At 46.5% G+C, this 19400-nt stretch carries 14 protein-coding genes and 2 pseudogenes; 9 read left to right on the forward strand and 7 right to left on the reverse strand.

Translation table 11 applies throughout. The features are described from left to right. Together L976_RS04640 and nagP are read left to right on the forward strand one after the other, a co-directional pair. A pseudogene (locus L976_RS04640) lies at positions 1 to 213 on the forward strand (transmembrane glucosamine N-acetyltransferase NagX); the annotation flags it as partial. Positions 214 to 554: 341 nt separating this feature from the next. Continuing rightward, complete coding sequence (nagP, locus tag L976_RS04645; protein WP_047540143.1) at positions 555 to 1862, forward strand: N-acetylglucosamine MFS transporter NagP; 1308 nt, start codon at positions 555 to 557, stop codon at positions 1860 to 1862. Positions 1863 to 1954: 92 nt separating this feature from the next. Here nagP and L976_RS04650 read toward each other — a convergent pair whose 3' ends face one another. From L976_RS04650 to L976_RS04665, 4 genes are all read right to left on the reverse strand, one after another. Continuing rightward, on the reverse strand, positions 1955 to 2677 hold the full coding sequence (locus L976_RS04650; protein WP_047534705.1) for a TorF family putative porin: 723 nt from the start codon (positions 2675 to 2677) through the stop codon (positions 1955 to 1957). 174 nt (positions 2678 to 2851) lie between these two features. Next, complete coding sequence (locus tag L976_RS04655; RefSeq protein WP_047534708.1) at positions 2852 to 3226, reverse strand: cupin domain-containing protein; 375 nt, start codon at positions 3224 to 3226, stop codon at positions 2852 to 2854. 18 nt (positions 3227 to 3244) lie between these two features. Then, positions 3245 to 4735 (reverse strand): CoA-acylating methylmalonate-semialdehyde dehydrogenase, encoded by a 1491-nt coding sequence (locus L976_RS04660; protein WP_047534715.1) that lies wholly within the window; start codon positions 4733 to 4735, stop codon positions 3245 to 3247. Between the two features lie 51 nt (positions 4736 to 4786). After that, a complete protein-coding gene (locus L976_RS04665) occupies positions 4787 to 6127 on the reverse strand; it encodes an aspartate aminotransferase family protein (RefSeq protein WP_047534719.1) in 1341 nt (446 codons plus the stop codon). A gap of 281 nt (positions 6128 to 6408) precedes the next feature. Between L976_RS04665 and L976_RS04670 the strand changes: the two genes are divergently transcribed. Together L976_RS04670 and L976_RS04675 are read left to right on the forward strand one after the other, a co-directional pair. Next, a complete protein-coding gene (locus L976_RS04670; protein WP_047534721.1) occupies positions 6409 to 7905 on the forward strand; it encodes an aldehyde dehydrogenase in 1497 nt (498 codons plus the stop codon). 286 nt (positions 7906 to 8191) lie between these two features. Continuing rightward, entirely contained in the window at positions 8192 to 8620 is a 429-nt protein-coding gene (locus tag L976_RS04675; RefSeq protein WP_047534723.1) for an OsmC family protein, read from the forward strand. A 94-nt stretch (positions 8621 to 8714) separates the two neighbouring features. On the opposite strand, the gene L976_RS04680 is transcribed toward L976_RS04675, so the two are convergent. Beyond that, a complete protein-coding gene (locus L976_RS04680; RefSeq protein ID WP_047534724.1) occupies positions 8715 to 9335 on the reverse strand; it encodes a TetR/AcrR family transcriptional regulator in 621 nt (206 codons plus the stop codon). 358 nt (positions 9336 to 9693) lie between these two features. Here L976_RS04680 and L976_RS04685 point away from each other — a divergent pair, with 358 nt between their 5' ends. From L976_RS04685 to L976_RS04695, 3 genes are all read left to right on the forward strand, one after another. Beyond that, a complete protein-coding gene (locus L976_RS04685) occupies positions 9694 to 10932 on the forward strand; it encodes an efflux RND transporter periplasmic adaptor subunit (protein ID WP_047534725.1) in 1239 nt (412 codons plus the stop codon). A gap of 13 nt (positions 10933 to 10945) precedes the next feature. Beyond that, positions 10946 to 14089, forward strand: a complete 3144-nt coding sequence (locus L976_RS04690; protein WP_047534728.1) for an efflux RND transporter permease subunit — start codon at positions 10946 to 10948, stop codon at positions 14087 to 14089. Positions 14090 to 14224: 135 nt separating this feature from the next. Next, positions 14225 to 15493: an HD-GYP domain-containing protein gene (locus L976_RS04695; RefSeq protein ID WP_047534731.1), complete on the forward strand. Its 1269-nt coding sequence runs from the start codon at positions 14225 to 14227 to the stop codon at positions 15491 to 15493. 12 nt (positions 15494 to 15505) lie between these two features. Here the strand turns inward: L976_RS04695 and L976_RS04700 are convergent, their stop codons facing one another. Together L976_RS04700 and L976_RS04705 are read right to left on the reverse strand one after the other, a co-directional pair. Next, positions 15506 to 15979, reverse strand: a complete 474-nt coding sequence (locus L976_RS04700) for a LabA-like NYN domain-containing protein (protein ID WP_047534734.1) — start codon at positions 15977 to 15979, stop codon at positions 15506 to 15508. Between the two features lie 153 nt (positions 15980 to 16132). Beyond that, positions 16133 to 16900: an AraC family transcriptional regulator gene (locus L976_RS04705; protein WP_047534735.1), complete on the reverse strand. Its 768-nt coding sequence runs from the start codon at positions 16898 to 16900 to the stop codon at positions 16133 to 16135. A gap of 142 nt (positions 16901 to 17042) precedes the next feature. On the opposite strand from L976_RS04705, the gene L976_RS04710 reads away from it, so the two are divergent. Beyond that, entirely contained in the window at positions 17043 to 18206 is a 1164-nt protein-coding gene (locus tag L976_RS04710) for a multidrug effflux MFS transporter (protein WP_047534738.1), read from the forward strand. A 364-nt stretch (positions 18207 to 18570) separates the two neighbouring features. Next, positions 18571 to 19400: pseudogene (gene bla / locus L976_RS23590) on the forward strand (class A beta-lactamase).

Genomic DNA, 19400 nt, shown 5'->3' on the forward strand with positions numbered 1-19400 from the left:
TTTGTGTTTGTGGTAATCGGTACTAACGCCATCATTATTTATCTAGCCTCCAGCCTAGTGGATTGGAAGTATATCGCCCAGAGTGTGTTCGGTGGCGTTATCGCGGCATTACCGGAAAATGCTCAGCCCTTAGCGGCCGTGATTGGTTTGCTCACCGTTCAATGGTTAGTGCTGTATTGGATGTATCGTCGCAATATTTTTGTGCGAATTTAATTTCTCATTATCTTGTGCTTTTATCAGGCCGCAGAGCGATCTCTGCGGCTTTTTTATTTCATGTTTGATAGTTGCCATACGCATCTTTGGTTTTAAATCAGGATCTAGCTAAGCGTTTAGGGTTTATTGTGATGTTCAAGGCGGCATTTTTAGGATTAAATTGCAAATGACAGCGTTGTCTTTTTGTGTTGTTTGTTTTAACATCACTGAAACAATGGTGAGTTCGAATGATAACATTAGCCATTGCAGATGAGTTGCAATAGGGATGTGTGCAATACTCAGCGGATTTTTGTCCCGCAATCACCTTAAAATTAATTACTATAAGAAGCAGGTTTATGGAAATGACACTCGATAAAAGCCAGCAGAAAAGCAGTTTTATCCCCATGGCGATAGTGGCAGCACTCTTTTTCATCCTCGGGTTTGCAACTTGGTTGAATGGTTCTTTAATGCCCTATTTAAAACAAATTTTGCAACTCAATCCCTTCCAAGCTTCATTAATCCTGTTTTCTTTCTATATCGCGGTGACCTTTACTGCACTGCCCTCGGCGTGGCTTATCCGTAAAGTGGGCTACAAAAATGGGATGGCCTTGGGCATGGGCGTGATGATGCTCGCGGGTTTACTGTTTATTCCAGCGGCGAAGACCCAAGTCTTCGCCCTATTTTTATTTGCCCAATTAGTTATGGGGGCGGGGCAGACGTTACTGCAAACCGCAGTAAATCCTTATGTTGTTCGTCTTGGGCCTGAAGAGTCAGCGGCGGCGCGTGTTAGCGTGATGGGTATTTTGAACAAAGGTGCGGGGGTGATTGCACCGTTAGTGTTCTCAGCGTTGATTTTAGATAGTTTTAAAGACCGTATCGGCACAACATTAACGCAAGTACAAATTGATGAAATGGCCAATAGTTTGGTTTTTCCTTACTTAGGCATGGCGGCGTTTATCGGTGTTTTAGCCTTGGCGGTGAAAAAATCCCCATTACCAGAATTATCTAATGAAGATGAAGTCGCTGAGCATACAGATAAAAGCCAGATTAAAGCGGCGTTATCTCACCCTAACTTAGCATTTGGTGTGTTGGCATTGTTTGTGTACGTAGCGGTAGAGGTGATCGCTGGCGATACTATAGGTACCTTTGCGTTATCTTTAGGCGTTGAGCATTACGGGGTCATGACCTCATACACTATGGTTTGCATGGTGCTGGGTTATACGCTGGGGATTATCCTTATCCCTCGCATTATTTCTCAACCGACAGCGCTGATGATTTCCGCAATTTTAGGCATATTACTCACCTTAGGCATTCTGTTTGGGGATAACAATTCCTACGCTATTGCTAACACTTTGTTGGTGCCTTTTGGGGGCGTAGCTTTACCTGATACCTTGCTATTGATTGCTTTCTTAGGATTAGCCAATGCGATTGTGTGGCCTGCCGTATGGCCTCTTGCTTTGTCGGGCATGGGCAAATTGACGAGTACGGGTTCTGCGCTCCTTATCATGGGGATTGCCGGCGGTGCCTTTGGTCCAGTGTCTTGGGGGTTAATGAGTTCGGCAACGGATATGGGGCAGCAGGGCGGGTATATGGTGATGTTACCTTGTTATCTGTTTATTCTCTTCTATGCAGTCAAAGGCCATAAGATGCGCAGTTGGTCTTCAAATTAATAATACATTCATGACAAAAATAACTAAGCCCTCGAAAGAGGGCTTTTTAATGACTTTTGTACTAGGGTGTTTTGTCTAATGAGATAACCCTATTAGAAAGCGTAACTAACGCTCGCGAGGACGGTATCGTCGTTTTGGTATACACCGTCGGAGACTTTTTGATCGCCACTTAAATCAGTGCTTAACCAAGCAAGTGAAAGGCCAAATCCCATTAATTCCGTGGAGACACCAACAGAATAGTCGGAGTAACTATCGAAGCCTTCACCATCATCTAATGCATCGCCAACGTTGTAGCCGTAATGCAGATCGAGATTCCAGTTTTCGACAAACTCATAGGAATAATTGACTTCACCGTAGTGGTAATCTAAATCAGTGCCACCGTAGTCATTGGTATACCAATAGGCTACGCGAAATCCGCTAAACTCGACGCCAGCCGTTACTTCGAAATAGCCAAGATCACTCTCGCCCGAATAGTTATAGCGGTTCAGTGTTACGTCGTAGCTGACGTTATCATTGATATCACCACCGTAGGCAACATAGAAGTCATACTCAACATCTGGGCCATTATAACCAGGTTCATCAAAGTCGACGTTACTGGCCCAGGCGCCGACAGAAAATCCTGATTCAAAACTCCAGTCTATTCCACCTTGCACAGCGGGATCTCCAGCGGTTTGCGAGACACCGCGGAAGCGATAATCGTTAGTTAAACTAATCTCACCAGACACTTCTGCACTGGCTATGCTGGAAAATAAGCTGGTAGTAAGCGCGAGTCCAGCAAGTTGTGCTAGCCGTTTTTTCTGTAGGTTATTATTCACGGTATTTCTCCCATTTTCTTGATTGACACGGATGTACAACGTTCTTTTATGTTTAAAAACAGGTTTGTACATTCGATTATTTGCCAAACAACAGCCAAGGAAACTCCGTTGCTGTGACCTCATGGCGGTAAAGCTACATCACTTTAGCTTTGTTCATCGAGGTTAAACGCACCTCTATAAATGTGAGTTTTGTTCGAAGATGACGTACACCTTGCGGCAGGGGGTGACGACTTGCCACACACCTTGAAATCCCGCCGGAATAATAAAGCGGTCACCGACACTGAAGGTTTGAGACTGTCCTTCAAGATCGGTAATCACACTGGTTCCTTCGAGAATTTCACAATACTCATATTCAGTGTAGTTGATTTTCCAAGCGCCTGATTCGCTTTGCCAAATTCCACTATGAAATTGGTTACAAGGGCTAGAATAATGATTTTGTAATTGCTGGGTGGGATTGCCTGCAATACGCTTTTCAGGAGCGACTTGATAGCTCTCCACTGGCGGTTGTGCGCTGGCAAAGCGAATGATCGACGTGACGCTAATGGTCATATAGGGCTCCAGTCGATGTTATTTCATGGTCGGCATTACAAACTCAGCTTGAGTCTGTTTGCCTACAGGCCAGCGAGCGGTAATGGCTTTGCGTTTGGTATAAAAACGAACACCATCAGGGCCATGCATATGCAAAGGTCCAAAGAGTGAGCGTTTCCAACCGCCAAAGCTATGGAAAGCCATCGGTACGGGGATTGGTACGTTTACGCCGACCATACCTACTTGCACATGGTGGCAAAAATGACGGGCAGCTTCACCGCTTTGAGTAAAGATCGCCGTGCCGTTGCCAAATTCATGTTGGTTTATCAGTTTAAGTGCACTGGGATAATCTTTGACTCGAACAATGGATAGCACAGGGCCGAAGATTTCTTCGCGATAGATCCGCATATCCGGCGTGACATGGTCGAATAAACAAGCCCCAAGGAAGTAACCTTGTTGATGATCGGCAACGGATAATTGTCGGCCATCAACCAGTAAACTTGCGCCTTCTTGAATACCTGTTTCAACATAATCAGTGACTTTGGCGAGATGCTGTTTAGAGATGAGTGGACCCATTTCCATTTCGGGGTTAAGACCGTTGCCGACTTTTAAGTTTTGGATCTGCGGCAATAGTTTTTCCACTAATTCATCACCCACATCACCCACAGCTAACACGACCGATATCGCCATACAACGCTCGCCCGCACTGCCGTATGCTGCGCCCATCAGTGCACTTACCGCTTGATCTAAATCCGCATCCGGCATCAGTAGCATATGGTTTTTTGCGCCGCCTAAGGCTTGTACTCGTTTACCGTGTTTGGATGCTGTGCTGTAGATATACTCGGCGATTGGCGTTGAACCGACAAAACTAACGGCTTGCACATCTGGATGAGTGAGCAGGGTATCTACGGCCTCTTTATCACCGTTGATCACGTTAAACACTCCATCAGGTAAGCCAGCTTGTTTGAGCAACTCGGCAATCCTCATCACTGAACTTGGATCTTTTTCCGAGGGTTTCATAATAAAGGTGTTGCCGCAGGCAATGGCGATTGGGAACATCCACATGGGAACCATCACGGGGAAGTTAAAGGGCGCTATGCCAGCGACAACACCTAAAGCTTGATTAACGGACCAAGAATCCACACCACCACCAACTTGCTGCGTGTGCTCCCCTTTGAGTAAGTGCGGGATACCACAGGCAAATTCGACAACTTCGAGGCCGCGGATAAGTTCTCCTTTGGCATCATCGATCACTTTGCCGTGCTCTAGGGTGATGAGCTGCGCCAGTTCATCCATATGCTGCTCGACTAACGCTTTGAATTTAAAAAGCACACGGGCGCGATTAAGGGGCGTTACCTGTGACCAAGTCTCAAAGGCCGCTTTGGCGATGGCAATCGCGGCAGCGACTTCATCGCTGCTGGCGAGGGATACTTGACCTCGGCATTCGCCAGTGGCCGGTTCAAAAATTTCTTGGCTTCTTGTACTCGCTGGAGTGTGTTGGCCATTCACATAGTGGGTAATCTTAAGCATAGCTAACCTTTATTTTCCCTAATTTCTGGGCGTGTGATTGAAAATGGTGCATCATCCAACGGCATAAATAGCATCGCTGAGACTATTTACCATTTGGTCAATTTGATGTTTCTCAACAATGAGTGGTGGGGACATGGCGATAATATCGCCCGTTGCCCGCACGAGCGTGCCTTGATGAAAACAGCGCTCAAACACGCTATATCCGCGTTTTCCAACGCCTTTGCTATTAGGCGCAAGCTGGAAACCGGCGACTAATCCGGTGTTGCGAATATCAATCACATTTGGCAGCCCTTTGAGGCTATGAACGGCTTCCTCGAAATACCGCTCAAGCTCAAAACTGCGCTCAAACAGTTGCTCGTTTTGATAGATGGAGAGCGTGGCGAGTGCTGCTGCTGCGGCGACTGGGTGGCCCGAATAGGTATAACCGTGGAAAAACTCGATAAGTTCGGTGGGGCCTTGCATACAAGTATCGTGAATATAATCCTGTACAAACACGGCGCCCATGGGGATGGCGCCATTATTAATGGCTTTGGCTGTGGTGATTATGTCGGGGATAACGCCCCAGCGCTGACTAGCGAATGCGGCACCTACACGGCCAAATGCGGTAATGACTTCATCGAAAATCAACAGGATGCCGTATTTTTGGGTAATTTCGCGTAGGCGCTTTAAGTAACCTTGTGGCGGTAAAATCACCCCTGCCGAACCCGACATGGGTTCAACAATAACGGCAGCAATATTTTCGGCGCCATGGAGTGTGACTAATTGCTCTAACACTTCGGCTTTTTCTGCCCCAAGGTTAGGTAATCCGCGGCTAAAGGCTGAATGTTGAATATCTAAAGTGTGAGGCAGGTGATCCACGCCTTGCAATAGCTGGCCGCTGAAGGCTTTGCGATTATTACTTAAACCCCCCACGGAGATCCCACCAAATCCTACGCCATGGTAACCCATTTCTCGGCCAATAAAGCGGGTGCGTGACGCTTGGCCATTGGCTCTATGGTAGCAAAGTGCCATTTTAAGGGCGGTATCTACCGACTCAGAGCCTGAGTTGGTAAAGAATACTTTGTTGAGTCCTTCTGGGCTGAGTTCGGTTAAACGCTCCGCCAGTTCAAAAGCGATGGGATGGCCCATTTGGAAGGAGGGGGCGTAATCCATTTCTCGAATTTGTTTGCTGACGGCCTCACTGATCTCACGTCGACCATGGCCCGCATTACAACACCATAACCCCGCGGTTGAGTCTAATACCTTGTTGCCATTGATATCGGTGTAATACATGCCTTCAGCTTTGGCGAGTAATCGAGGGCTCGCTTTAAATTGGCGATTGGCGGTAAAAGGCATCCAATAGTGTTCAAGTGAAGGATGCTCGTGGGCGAGATTGTTGGGTGAGTCGGCCATAGATGTTTACCTTGTCCTTTTCCTTGTTAAATGGGGTGAGGTCTTCGTTAAGGGTGGCTAATATTTGCTATGCTATGTTAGAAATAATGAACATGGAAGAGTGCTGTGCAGTTATTTGTGGCAAAAATGCTATTTTTGTAAAAAATATTGAATTTTGATGTCTTAAAAGCGTAATCTAGGCAGCAGTTACAGCCTTAGGTCATCTTTGGCAGTTGTTAGTCGAGATAGCCCTTATCCTAATAAAGATAAAATAAACGAATACAAACGATTAAGAGGTCATCATGAGTACACCTAAAACACGGAGCGATTGGGAAAACCTCGCTGCAAGCCTAACAATCAATGGCAAGGCTTTTATTAACGGCGAGTATCGGGATGCGGCATCAGGCAATACCTTTGATTGCATCAGTCCAATCGATGGCCGTTTATTAGCGCCAGTTGCCAGTTGCGATTTGCTAGACGCCAATATCGCCGTGGCTAATGCTCGTGAGGTTTTTGAGTCTGGGGTATGGTCAAAGGCTACGCCTGTTAAACGTAAACAAGTGATGATCCGCTTTGCCGAGTTATTGGAAGAAAATGCCAATGAACTCGCGCTGTTAGAAACGTTGGATATGGGTAAACCGATACGTTTTTCAAAGGCGGTAGATATTGCGGGCGCTGCCCGTGCCATTCGTTGGTCGGGGGAAGCCATTGATAAACTCTACGATGAGCTGGCGCCGACGGCACATAATGAAATCGGCATGATTACTCGCGAACCCGTGGGCGTGGTGGCAGCGATTGTGCCTTGGAATTTCCCGCTGCTAATGGCCTGTTGGAAGTTAGGCCCAGCACTCGTGACGGGGAACAGTGTTATCCTTAAACCCTCTGAAAAATCACCGCTCACCGCCATTCGTATTGCCGAACTTGCCGTTCAAGCTGGGATCCCTAAAGGTGTACTAAACGTGCTCCCCGGTTATGGCCATACCGTCGGCAAAGCACTGGCGCTGCATATGGACGTGGATACCTTAGTCTTTACTGGCTCAACAAAAATCGCTAAGCAATTAATGATTTATGCGGGCGAGTCGAATATGAAGCGGGTCTGGTTAGAGGCGGGTGGTAAAAGCCCGAACATCGTATTTAACGATGCGCCCGATCTTAAAGCAGCGGCTGTGGCTGCCGCTGAAGCCATTGCTTTTAACCAGGGTGAAGTTTGTACTGCGGGCTCACGCTTGCTGGTGGAAGCTGGTGTTAAAGATCGGCTGATTGCACTTATAGCAGAAGAGCTCGCCTCGTGGCAGCCTGGGCATCCACTGGATCCTGCTACCGTTAGCGGCGCAGTGGTCGATAAGCAGCAATTAGATACCATCTTAAGCTATATCAAGGCGGGCCAAGATGAGGGCGCGAGCTTAGTGCATGGTGGACAACAAGTGCTGGCCGAAACGGGCGGTGTGTATGTGCAGCCAACGGTATTTTCAAATGTGAAAAACCAAATGAAAATTGCCAGTGAGGAAATCTTTGGCCCTGTATTATCTGTCATTGAATTCAATGGTATGGAGGAGGCGATTGCGATCGCTAACGATACCATTTACGGCTTAGCGGCAGGTGTTTGGACAGCGGATATCAGCAAGGCGCATAAAACGGCTAAAGCATTGCGTAGTGGTATGGTGTGGATTAACCATTATGATGGCGGCGATATGACAGCACCTTTCGGTGGATATAAGCAATCGGGTAATGGCCGAGATAAATCTCTACACTCCTTTGATAAATACACTGAAATCAAGGCAACGTGGATAGTGCTATAAGTGGATAGTGCGATAACGCTTTAACGCATACTTGGCCTCTTTCAATGTTATTGAAAGGGGCCTTTTATTGCCTTTTTTACTTCGATGTTTTGGATTTTCATTGGTTTGCTGTGCAGAATAACTGACATTTATAGCGATTTTATTAAAACCTTACACTCTAGATATCTAGGTTAAACCCATACACTGACTTCCTAACCTGACTTTATAAACTGTGATCTTAGCTTGTGACTTTTTATGTTAACATCATTAGAATAATCTGATTGAAATAAAACTAATGGAGTTTGTTATGGCTGAAAAAGTTGTTGAAGTCACCACACATATGGCAAGCGGTTGGAAGGTTACAGCGCAGGTGCGGGAGCATTTACTGGTTATTGATCAACCTAGCGCTACCAATGAAGGAGCTAACCCCTTAGAGACCTTTTTATTTTCGCTTGGCGGCTGTATTTCAGCCATAGCTAAGATGGTCGCGCGTGAACGTAATATCACCATTCATCGGTTTGATGTGCATGTAAGAGCCGTGATGAATTCGGCGGGATTATTAGGCCAACCCTCGGACGATCCTGTTGGATTTAAAGAAATCGCCATCAATGCCAGCATAGACGCCGACTTAACCGATGCAGAAAAGAATGAGTTTTTAGATACTGTGTGTAATCGTTGTCCCGTCCATGACAATCTGCTGCGTCCAAGCTTAGTTACCCACCAAGTTCAGCACTAATCACGATATTAATCTCGATTTTTTTAGCGTCTTAAAAGCATAAACCCCAGTGTTCACTGGGGTTTATGTTAATCGTTATATGCTAATCGTGCTATCACTGGTTATTTTTCGGAAAGTTAGCTAACACTAACTCCGCCACTTTACGTAATTCATTGGGGCAAATGCCATTGGTTGCTTGTACGGCCATGCCTTGTAGCACTGTGCCAATGTATCGAGACAGCAGCAGCGGATCGGCATCTTCGGGGAGATCGCCCTCATCCTTTGCTCGTTGCAGGCGTTCGCATAATGCTTGCTCACCATCACGGCGACGGGTGATCAGGGTTTCTTTAATGGCTTGTCCAGCTTCACTACAGGCGAGAGCGCCTTGGACAATCAAGCAGCCATGGGGTTGGTTTTCATCTACCAAGGACGTTGCAGCGCCAAGTAGCATGGACTCAACCACTTGATAGGCAGTTTCTTTTTCAAGCGAAGGATAGAAAAATGCACAGGGGCGCTGCTCGTATAACTCGATCGCTTTCAGAAACAGCTGCTCTTTGTTACCAAAGGCGGCATATAGGCTGGGTTTGTTGATGCCCATGGCCTGAGTGAGATCGGTTAACGATGTACCTTCAAAACCTTTTCGCCAGAAGACTTCTAAGGCTTTAGCCAAAGCATCGTCGGCATTGAAGGCTCGTGGGCGACCTACGCAGGGCGTCTGGGTGACGGTTGACATCATTAGGCTCCTCAATTCTCAATTGCCCCTAGGATAGACATGGGTTTAGCTCATGTCCAGCCACTCTTGCCTGCTGTCTGCGGGTTAGGTGCGTAACTCACCAAAATATATCGTCCATTCAAGCTCACATAGCACGTTCGCTGTGGCTAATTACCTTAAAGGCTTAACTGCATGGTTTCAAGCTGTCACAAAAATTAAATACCTATCGGTACAAAATAAGTTGACAGGGTCATTTTACACTATATATTACCGCTCAGTACATAATATTTTTTACCAGTCGGTATTTATTGGTGTTGACCGAGTGTCCATCACTGATGTCTGTCTTAAACGAGATAAATGCCTGCCACATGAGGATTGTAAGATGAAAAGTAACCCACCTTTACGGATATTGATGTTGACTGCCGTGGCGGCGTTTGTCCTTTCGGCCTGTGGTAAACCAGCTGCACAGCAAAGCCCTGCTCAAGGTGCACTTAAGGTCGATGTTGCGCAGGTATTGCATGAGCGCGTTACCGAGTGGGATGAATTTACCGGCCGTTTGCAGGCGCCAGAAAGTGTGACCTTAGTGCCACGCGTGTCTGGTTATATCGCGTCGGTAAACTTTAAAGAAGGCGCCTTAGTGAAAAAAGGCGATGTGCTATTCCGTATCGATGCGAGTGTGTTCGAAGCGGAAGTGGCCCGGTTAAAAGCAGAGCTTGCTAGCGCGCTCTCTGCTGAGCAACTGGCCACTAACGACCTTGAGCGTGCCCGTAAGTTGTTTGATCAAAAGGCGGTCTCGGCCGAGTTACTTGATACCCGCGAGTCTAATAAACGTCAAACCGCGGCGGCTGTAGCCTCTGTGAAAGCGGCGCTGCTGCGCGCCGAACTGGATTTAGATTACACCCAAGTGCGCGCGCCGATTGATGGCCGTGCCTCCTACGCCAATGTCACCGCCGGTAACTATGTGTCTGCGGGGCAGAGTGTATTAACTAGCTTAGTGTCGACCGCCAGCATGTATGCCTACTTCGATGTGGATGAGCAAACCTATCTGAAATACGTCAAGTTAACCGCCGAGAAAAAGCGTAAAGACCCTCGTGCAGGCGATAATCCCGTGTATATGGCGCTGGCTAACGAACGCGAATATCAACACATAGGTCTAGTGGACTTTGTCGATAACTCTATGGACAGTCAGACGGGCACTATTCGAGTACGTGCCACGTTTAGCAATGAGGACAACAGCCTGCTCCCTGGTTTGTTCGCCAGATTACGTACCGCCGGTAGCGGCGCCTATGACGGTATCTTAATCGATGATAAAGCCGTGGGCACGGATCTGAACAATAAGTTCGTTTTAGTAGTGGCAAACGATGGCACCGTGGAGTATCGCGGTGTCACCCTAGGTGAAAAAGTTCAAGGTTTACGCATTGTTAAGCAAGGTTTAGCGGCAGACGACAAAATCGTCGTCAATGGCATGCAAAGGGTTCGTCCTAAGATGCAAATTGAGCCACACCTGGTCGATATGGCCGACAGCGAACAGCTAGAGGCGCTTCGACAAGCTCAATTACTACTTGATAAACATCAAGAAAATATCACCACCCCAGACGTTGAAGTAGCGAGCCGCGGTTAAGGAATCCAACAGAATGTTGTCGCAGTTTTTTATTAAAAGACCGATATTTGCAGCCGTTCTCTCGCTGCTGTTTTTTATCACAGGGGCGATTGCCGTCTGGCAGTTACCTATTACCGAATACCCTGAAGTGGTGCCACCAACGGTCGTGGTCACCGCCAACTACCCTGGCGCTAACCCTAAAGTCATCGCCGAAACGGTTGCCTCGCCCTTAGAGCAGGAAATCAACGGCGTCGAAGACATGCTGTATATGTCATCGCAGGCGACGTCCGATGGACGCATGACCTTGACCATCACCTTTGCCATTGGCACCGATGTGGACAGGGCGCAAACCCAAGTACAGAGCCGGGTTGACCGTGCTATGCCGCGTTTACCACAGGAGGTTCAACGCCTCGGGATTGTGACCGAAAAATCATCGCCAGACTTAACCATGGTGGTGCATTTACTGTCGCCGGATAACCGTTATGACATGCTGTATTTGTCTAACTACGCGGCGCTCAACGTAAAAGATGAGTTAGCACGCATCAAAGGCGTGGGCGCGGTGCGTTTATTCGGTGCGGGCGAATATAGTCTGCGGATCTGGCTTGACCCGAATAAAGTCTCGGCGCTTGGCATGTCGCCAGCTGAAATTATTGCCGCCGTACGTGAGCAAAATCAGCAAGCGGCAGCGGGCAGTTTAGGGGCGCAGCCTAGTGGTAATGCCGACTTCCAACTCTTGATTAACGTTAAGGGGCGTCTGACTGAACTGTCAGAATTCGAAGACATTATTATCAAGGTCGGTCAAAACGGTGAGGTGATCCGTCTTAAGGATGTGGCGCGTGTCGAACTCGGTGCAACCAGCTATGCGCTGCGTTCATTGCTGGATAACAAGGATGCGGTCGCTATTCCGGTATTCCAAGCATCGGGCTCAAATGCGATTCAAATCTCCGACGATGTGCGCGCCGAAATGGCAAGACTGGCGAAGTCATTCCCCGAAGGGCTGCAATACGAAATTGTGTACGATCCGACCGTGTTTGTGCGTGGCTCGATTGAAGCTGTGATCAAAACCTTACTTGAAGCCGTGCTCTTAGTGGTGTTAGTGGTGGTGCTGTTCCTCCAGACTTGGCGCGCTTCGATTATTCCGCTGGTGGCCGTGCCTGTGTCTTTGGTGGGTACTTTCGCCTTTATGCACTTGATGGGCTTCTCGCTCAATGCGCTATCATTGTTTGGTCTGGTGCTGGCTATCGGGATTGTGGTCGACGATGCCATCGTGGTGGTAGAAAACGTGGAGCGAAATATCGCTTCGGGTTTAAGCCCAATTGCCGCAACGCAAAAGGCGATGAAGGAAGTGACTGGGCCTATTGTGGCAACCACTTTAGTGTTGGCCGCGGTGTTTATTCCTACCGCCTTTATGAGCGGATTAACGGGGCAGTTTTATAAGCAGTTTGCGCTGACTATCACTATCTCTACCTTTATCTCGGCCATTAACTCGCTCACCTTGAGCCCTGCGTTATCGGCGCTGTTACTCAAGGGCCATGATGCGCCTAAAGATGCGCTCACACGGTTAATGGATAAGCTGTTTGGTGGTTGGTTATTTACTCCTTTTAACCGTTTATTTAGCCGTGCCTCAGAGGGTTATGGCTATGTAGTACGTAAGGTGATCCGTTTTGGCGGCATTATCGGACTGGTGTATCTGGGCATGGTTGCGCTTACGGGCGTGCAATTTGTGAATACTCCAACGGGCTATGTACCCGGCCAAGATAAACAGTATTTAGTGGCATTTGCCCAATTACCGGATGCGGCCTCACTCGAGCGTACCGATGCGGTGATCAAGAAAATGTCCGATATCGCCTTGAATCACCCCGGTGTGGCGCACTCGATTGCCTTCCCAGGCCTGAGTATCAACGGTTTTACTAACAGTCCTAATTCAGGCGTAGTGTTTGTTGCCCTAGATGATTTTGAGTTACGTAAGAGCCCTGAACTGTCAGCGAATGCGATTGCAGGACAGTTGAATCAGCAATTTGCTGGTATTCAGGATGCGTTTATTGCCATCTTCCCGCCGCCACCTGTGCAAGGCCTCGGCACTATTGGAGGGTTCCGTCTGCAAATTCAAGACAGAGCCAACCTTGGTTATGAGGCCTTGTATCAGGTGACCCAACAAGTGATGTACAAGGCGTGGGCCGATCCACAATTAGCGGGGATTTTCTCCAGCTATCAAGTGAACGTGCCACAACTTGAACTGGATATCGATCGAACTAAAGCGAAACAGCAGGCAGTGTCGCTCGATCAAATTTTCCAGACATTACAAACCTATATGGGCTCGACCTATGTCAACGACTTCAATCGTTTCGGTCGAACCTATCAGGTGAATATGCAGGCCGACGAAGCATTCCGTCAAAGCCCACAGCAGATTAGTCAGCTAAAAGTGCCGAATGTGAATGGCGATATGATCCCACTTGGCTCCTTTATCAATGTGAGCCAGAGCGCGGGGCCCGATCGCGTGATGCACTATAACGGTTTCACCACGGCTGAGATTAACGGTGGCCCAGCACCGGGTGTGAGTTCGGGTCAAGCGCAGGCGGCGATTGAGAAAATCCTCGCCGAGACCTTGCCGATAGGCATGACCTACGAGTGGACTGAGCTGACCTATCAGCAAATCCTCGCCGGTAACACAGGTTTGTTAGTGTTCCCTCTGGTGATCCTGCTGGTGTTTATGGTGCTCGCCGCCCAGTACGAGAGTTTGAGTTTGCCATTGGCGATTATCTTAATTATCCCAATGACCTTACTCTCGGCGCTCAGTGGCGTGCTTATCTATGGCGGTGATAATAATATTTTCACCCAGATTGGTCTTATCGTGCTCGTGGGCTTAGCGACCAAGAACGCGATTCTGATTGTCGAATTTGCCAAAGAAAAACAAGACCATGGTATGGAAGTGATGAAGGCGATTCTTGAGGCAGCGCGCTTACGCTTACGCCCCATCTTGATGACCTCTATCGCTTTTATTATGGGCGTGGTGCCTATGGTGTTCTCAACGGGCGCGGGGGCTGAAATGCGTCAAGCCATGGGCGTGGCAGTATTTGCCGGTATGATAGGGGTGACGCTGTTTGGTTTGATCCTGACACCATTGTTTTACTATGCCTTAGCAAAACGCGCCCGTCATAGTACAGCATCGGAGGTCTAACTTGGCTGTGTTATAAGTTCTATTTTATATCGATAAAAAGACCTGAAATTTCAGGTCTTTTTTGTATTTTGCAGCTAATTATCAAGGTATTGACTATATTTTAGTGAGGGACAAATAATTTATTAGGAAAATTCAATGAATGCCTTTCAGCCCCATGACTTCAAAGTCAATATTGATGTAAGGCATGCTTTATTAGCCGTTGCGACGGCATTGGATTTTGTTGGGGTGGACGATTTGCACCACGGACATAGAGTTGGCTATATGGCTTACGAATGTGCGAATGTGCTCGGCTGGCCCGATGAAAAAAAGCAGTTCGCCTATTTTGCCGGACTTATTCATGATTGCGGCGTTTCTTCCTCCGAAGAGCACTTACGTCTGCTCAAATTAATGCAGCCAGAAGATGCGCAGTGTCATAGTCAACGTGGCTATGAGGCATTGCTTAAATGCCCGATTTTAGATGTTTTTGCGCCTGTCGTTCTTTACCACCACACACCTTGGCTTGAGTTGCAATCCCATGAGCTTTCCGTATTTGACCGTGATATTGCAGCACTGATTTTCTTAGCGGATCGTACCGACTTTTTAAGAGCCAGATATACGCATGGTTGTCATGAGGAGCTGATTACATTGCATGAAAGTATGGTCGCAGAGAATTTATTGGCCCATAGTGGAACCTTATTTGAACCAGAAATGGTCAATGCAATGTGTCAACTGGTCAAAAAGGATGGCTTTTGGTACAACATGGATGCAACTCATATTGAGTTATTAGGTCTGGAGTTCAAAGCTAATCACTTTTACGACAAAGAATTAGATATTGACGGGGTAAAGCAGTTAGCGCGATTTTTAGCTCGAATAGTTGATGCTAAGAGTCCCTTTACATTTCACCATTCAGAAAAAGTCGCACTGTTAGCAAAATTAGTGGCAAAGGACTGCGGTGTATCAGATACCGATGCTGAATTGTTGTACGTTGCGGGATTATTACATGATGTCGGTAAGCTCAAAACGCCTGACCTGTTGCTGCATAAAGAAGGCAAATTAACAAAGGAAGAGTATTCGATTGTCAAACGTCATACCGTTGATACAGAGCATACTTTACATCGTTTTTTCCCTAAGTCTGTAATAGGCGAATGGGCCTCAAATCACCATGAACGTCTCGATGGTTCAGGCTATCCCTTCAGTAAGCAGCAGGGACAATTAGATTTACCTTCGCGTATTCTTGCTGTGGTCGATGTTTTTCAGGCGTTGACTCAAAAGCGACCCTATCGAGGCTCTTTATCGCTATCAGAGATTGGCGACATTATGCAGCCCATGGTCGATAAAGGGCAGTTAGATGCAGGTGTTTACAGTATTTTGTTGGCAGATATAGATAATTTTTATCAATTATCAACCCAAGAATTTTCAGCTTAATATTCATTGTTGTTAGAGCAGTAAGGCATCATCAATCGGATTAAACTGTGTTGCTGCATCCATCAGTGATTTTGCTGTCAGTTGGGGGACGCCATAGACTTCTGTCTTAACGTCATATTTTTGCGTTATTTTCTCAAGCAAGATTGCAAAATCACCATCGCCAGAAAGCAGTATTACGGTATCCACATTGGGAGCGGTATCGAGTACATCAATTGTGATCCCAACATCCCAATCTCCCTTTGCTGATCCGTCACTGCGCTGGATAAAGGGCTTAAGTTTTAACTCAAAGCCGATATGTCTCAAAGCATCTTGAAACTTAAGCTGGCCATCATCACCTCGATGAATGGCATAGGCGACAGCACTGACAATATTTCCTTGCGCACTCAAGTGTTGCCAGAGTTGACGAAAGTTAAACTGGCGCTGATAGGCCTCACGGCAGGTGTAATAAATGTTTTGCACATCGACAAAGAGGGCGATTCTTTTCAAGGGATAAGTTATGGCTATCAGTTGGAAGACTCTGTGCACTATAGCACAGCAAGGTAGCTAATGGTGCGAGCAGGCAAAAACAGCAATGGATCTAATAGGGAATGGCCGAGTTTAGCTTTGCTTAACGGATTTTTAGTTAGGTTAATGGATTGATTATTTAAAGTATTGCGCCGGTGTTGTGCTGGTATATTGCTTAAAAAAGCTGATAAAGGCGCTGTCGCTGGAAAAGTGTAAATTAAAGCCCACCTGCGCCACCGATGCTCCCGCCGCTAATTGTTCAATGGCCGAGAGTAAACGCCATTGCTGGCGCCAAGCTTGATAAGCCATACCTGTCTGCGTACTAAAAATACGGCTAATTGTGCGCTCACTGGCACCGATTTCGATGGCCATATCTTTAAGGATGGCAGGTACTTTTTGATGTTGTTGCAGTTGCGCAAGCCAGGTTTTTAAACGTTTATCCTGTGGGAGCGGTAACGCCAAAATTTCTTCCGTAGCATTACCTAATTCTTCTAATAGCAGCGCAAAAGCATGGTGTTGAGTGCTTCTTGGTTTGTCCCAAGGCCAAAATGACATAGTGTCGATTAACGCCTTAAGTAGCGGGTTCACCTGGAAAATAGTGACCTTATCGGGCAATGAGTTGACCGTCTCTGGCTCAAAGTAGAGTGAGCGATAGGCAACCACATTACGCATGGTGACGCTGTGCTCAACGCCTGCTGGTAACCAAGCCGCACGTGTCGGCGGTAACACTACTTGAGTCTCGGCTAGGGTAAATGTCATTACCCCTGCTGGAGCGTACAGTAGCTGCGCCTTCTCGTGGTGATGCACTCCCGAGTCGTGTTCCCCCATGTCTGCGGCAATACCAATGACCAGATTATCCAACAGATCTGGATTAAATTGATGTTCAGGTCGAATAAAGGCCATTTTGTCCTATTTTTGATGTTTATTGTCTAAGTGTTGCTAATTGTCTGGTGTGGATTCTATCTATACTGCGCCATCTTTGACAAGTATGGAGCGACATTTTGGTTAACCAGCTCATTTGGTTTACTGAAATTGAATCGAAATCATGAATATAAAACCACCATTAGGGCTCGCTGTGCTGCTAATGATGTTTCCGCAAATAATGGAAACCATCTATAGCCCAGCCTTGCCTAATATTGCACAAAGCTTTGCCGTGTCGATTGCTGGCGCATCGCAAACCTTATCTGTGTACTTTATTGCCTTTGCCATCGGGGTATTTTGCTGGGGCCGTTTAGCCGACATTATTGGTCGCCGCAAAGCCATGCTCGCGGGATTAGTCTGTTATGCCATTGGCTCAGCCTTAGCCTTGATGGTGAGCGACTTTAACCTATTGTTACTGGCCCGAGTATTGTCGGCGTTTGGTGCGGCAGTGGGCTCTGTGATTACCCAAACCATGATGCGTGACAGCTACAGCGGCGAAGAATTAGCCAAAGTCTTTTCTGTGATGGGCATGTCACTTGGAATTAGCCCGGTGATCGGATTGCTAATGGGCAGTGTTCTCAGTGCCTATTGGGGATATCAAGGTGTGTTTGTCGCACTGATGGTTTCTGCCATAGTGCTGTTATTTTTATCGGTAAAATTGTTACCCGAAACCAAACCCGCACACACCCAGAAAATCGCGATAGGCAAGTTAGCGATTAAGATGCTTACCGACGGCGGGATTATTAAAAACACCTTGCTGGTGGCGGCGTTTAACCTGATGTGGTTTAGCTACTTTTCACTGGCGCCATTTATGTTTGAGGCGCAAGGGTTATCGACGCTTGCCTTCGGTACTAGTGGCTTGTTATTGGGCTTTGGCGCATTCCTTGGCAGTTATGTTAATAAAATATTGCTGGGTCGAGGCTACGCTAGCGCCCGGTTGGTTCGCTTCGCCAGTGTTATCGCACTTGTTGGTGGACTGGGTATTTGGCTATTCCAATCGACTGTTTTAGGGCTGAATAATGTTTACTTTTTAGCGCCTATGCTCTTGATTGTGATTGCTTACGGGATAGCGATTCCGAACATACTCAGCTCGGCTCTGGCAAACTACCGCGCCTATGCGGGCTCTGCTGGCGCACTCTTCGGACTGTTTTATTACATTCTGTTGGGACTAGGTTTAGGCGGCGCAGGAATCATTCACCATTTAGGTATGGTGGTCACATTCAGTGCACTGCTTTGTGTTGGATTAGGTGTAAATTTGGGCTTAGCCCATAAAGCAAGAAACGCTTAAATATAAATAGAAAAAGCCAAGGCACTGATTGCCTTGGCTGATTTATGCGATTCTCTAAAGTGATGATTAGCTATGAGCTTGCCTGTAGCTTACTGTGGGTCGAATATAAAACTATAGCGCTTAATTAAGTTGGTTGAGTAAAACATTAATCTAATATTTTGGTGGGGGAGTTAATGCTTGTTTGGTATTCGATTGGGGTAAGCTGATAATATTTTTTAATGTCACTATAAATCTTATTTTAGCCATAATTTCGCCACAATTAATCATTATTATGATGATAAAAATATTTAATAAGGATAGAGAAAAATAACATGTTAAAGAAATTTAATGATTACAAAAAGACAACGTTATTGCCATTTGCTTGATGAGTATTTCAAATTCGAATGCAAGTCCTTTAAGTGTAAAACAAACCGTTAATGAATTTGAGCGCCAAGGCTGGAATATCGGTGTGTCTGTTATAGAAAACAGCTCAAATAACGTATATTCAATTAACGGTGACGAACGGTTTTCGACAAATAGTACTATTAAGGCCTTAGCTTGTGCCATTGTGCTATCTGAAGTAGATAAAAATGCAGTATCGCTAGACGATGCAATGATGATAAATGAACAAGATGTTGTTAGCCATTCACCAGTAATGAAAGAATTTATAGGCAAAAAAGTGACATTAGCAGATGCCTGTAAAGCGACTATGACCTACAGTGATAATACCGCGGCTAATTTTGCGATAAAAAATCTGGCGGTCCTGAAGGCATTACTTCATTTCTGCGTTCAATGGGAGATGATATAACCAGAGCCGATCGTTATGAACCAGATCTCAATACAAATCCAGAGGGAGACTTAAGAGATACATCGACGGCTAATGCAATGGCAGCCAACTTTAACAAATTACTTCTCGGTAATATTTTATCAACTCAATCCAAAGAACAGTTAAAAAATTGGATGATGGGGAATAAAGTTGCAGATAACATGCTTAGATTGGTACTTCCTACGGGATGGGAAATTGCTGACCGTACTGGTGCCAACAGCTATGGTGCTCGAGGAATTATTTCCATGGTCTGGTCTGAATCACAACAACCATTAATAATTAGTATTTACATTAAAAAAGAAAAAACTTCTATTGAGGAACGTGAGAAAGTCATTTCCGAAATAGGACGGGTAATTTTCATTGAGTACACGAACGGGACTTTATTCTAA

The sequence above is a fragment of the Shewanella sp. ZOR0012 genome (assembly GCF_000798835.1).
Lineage (GTDB): Bacteria > Pseudomonadota > Gammaproteobacteria > Enterobacterales > Shewanellaceae > Shewanella > Shewanella xiamenensis.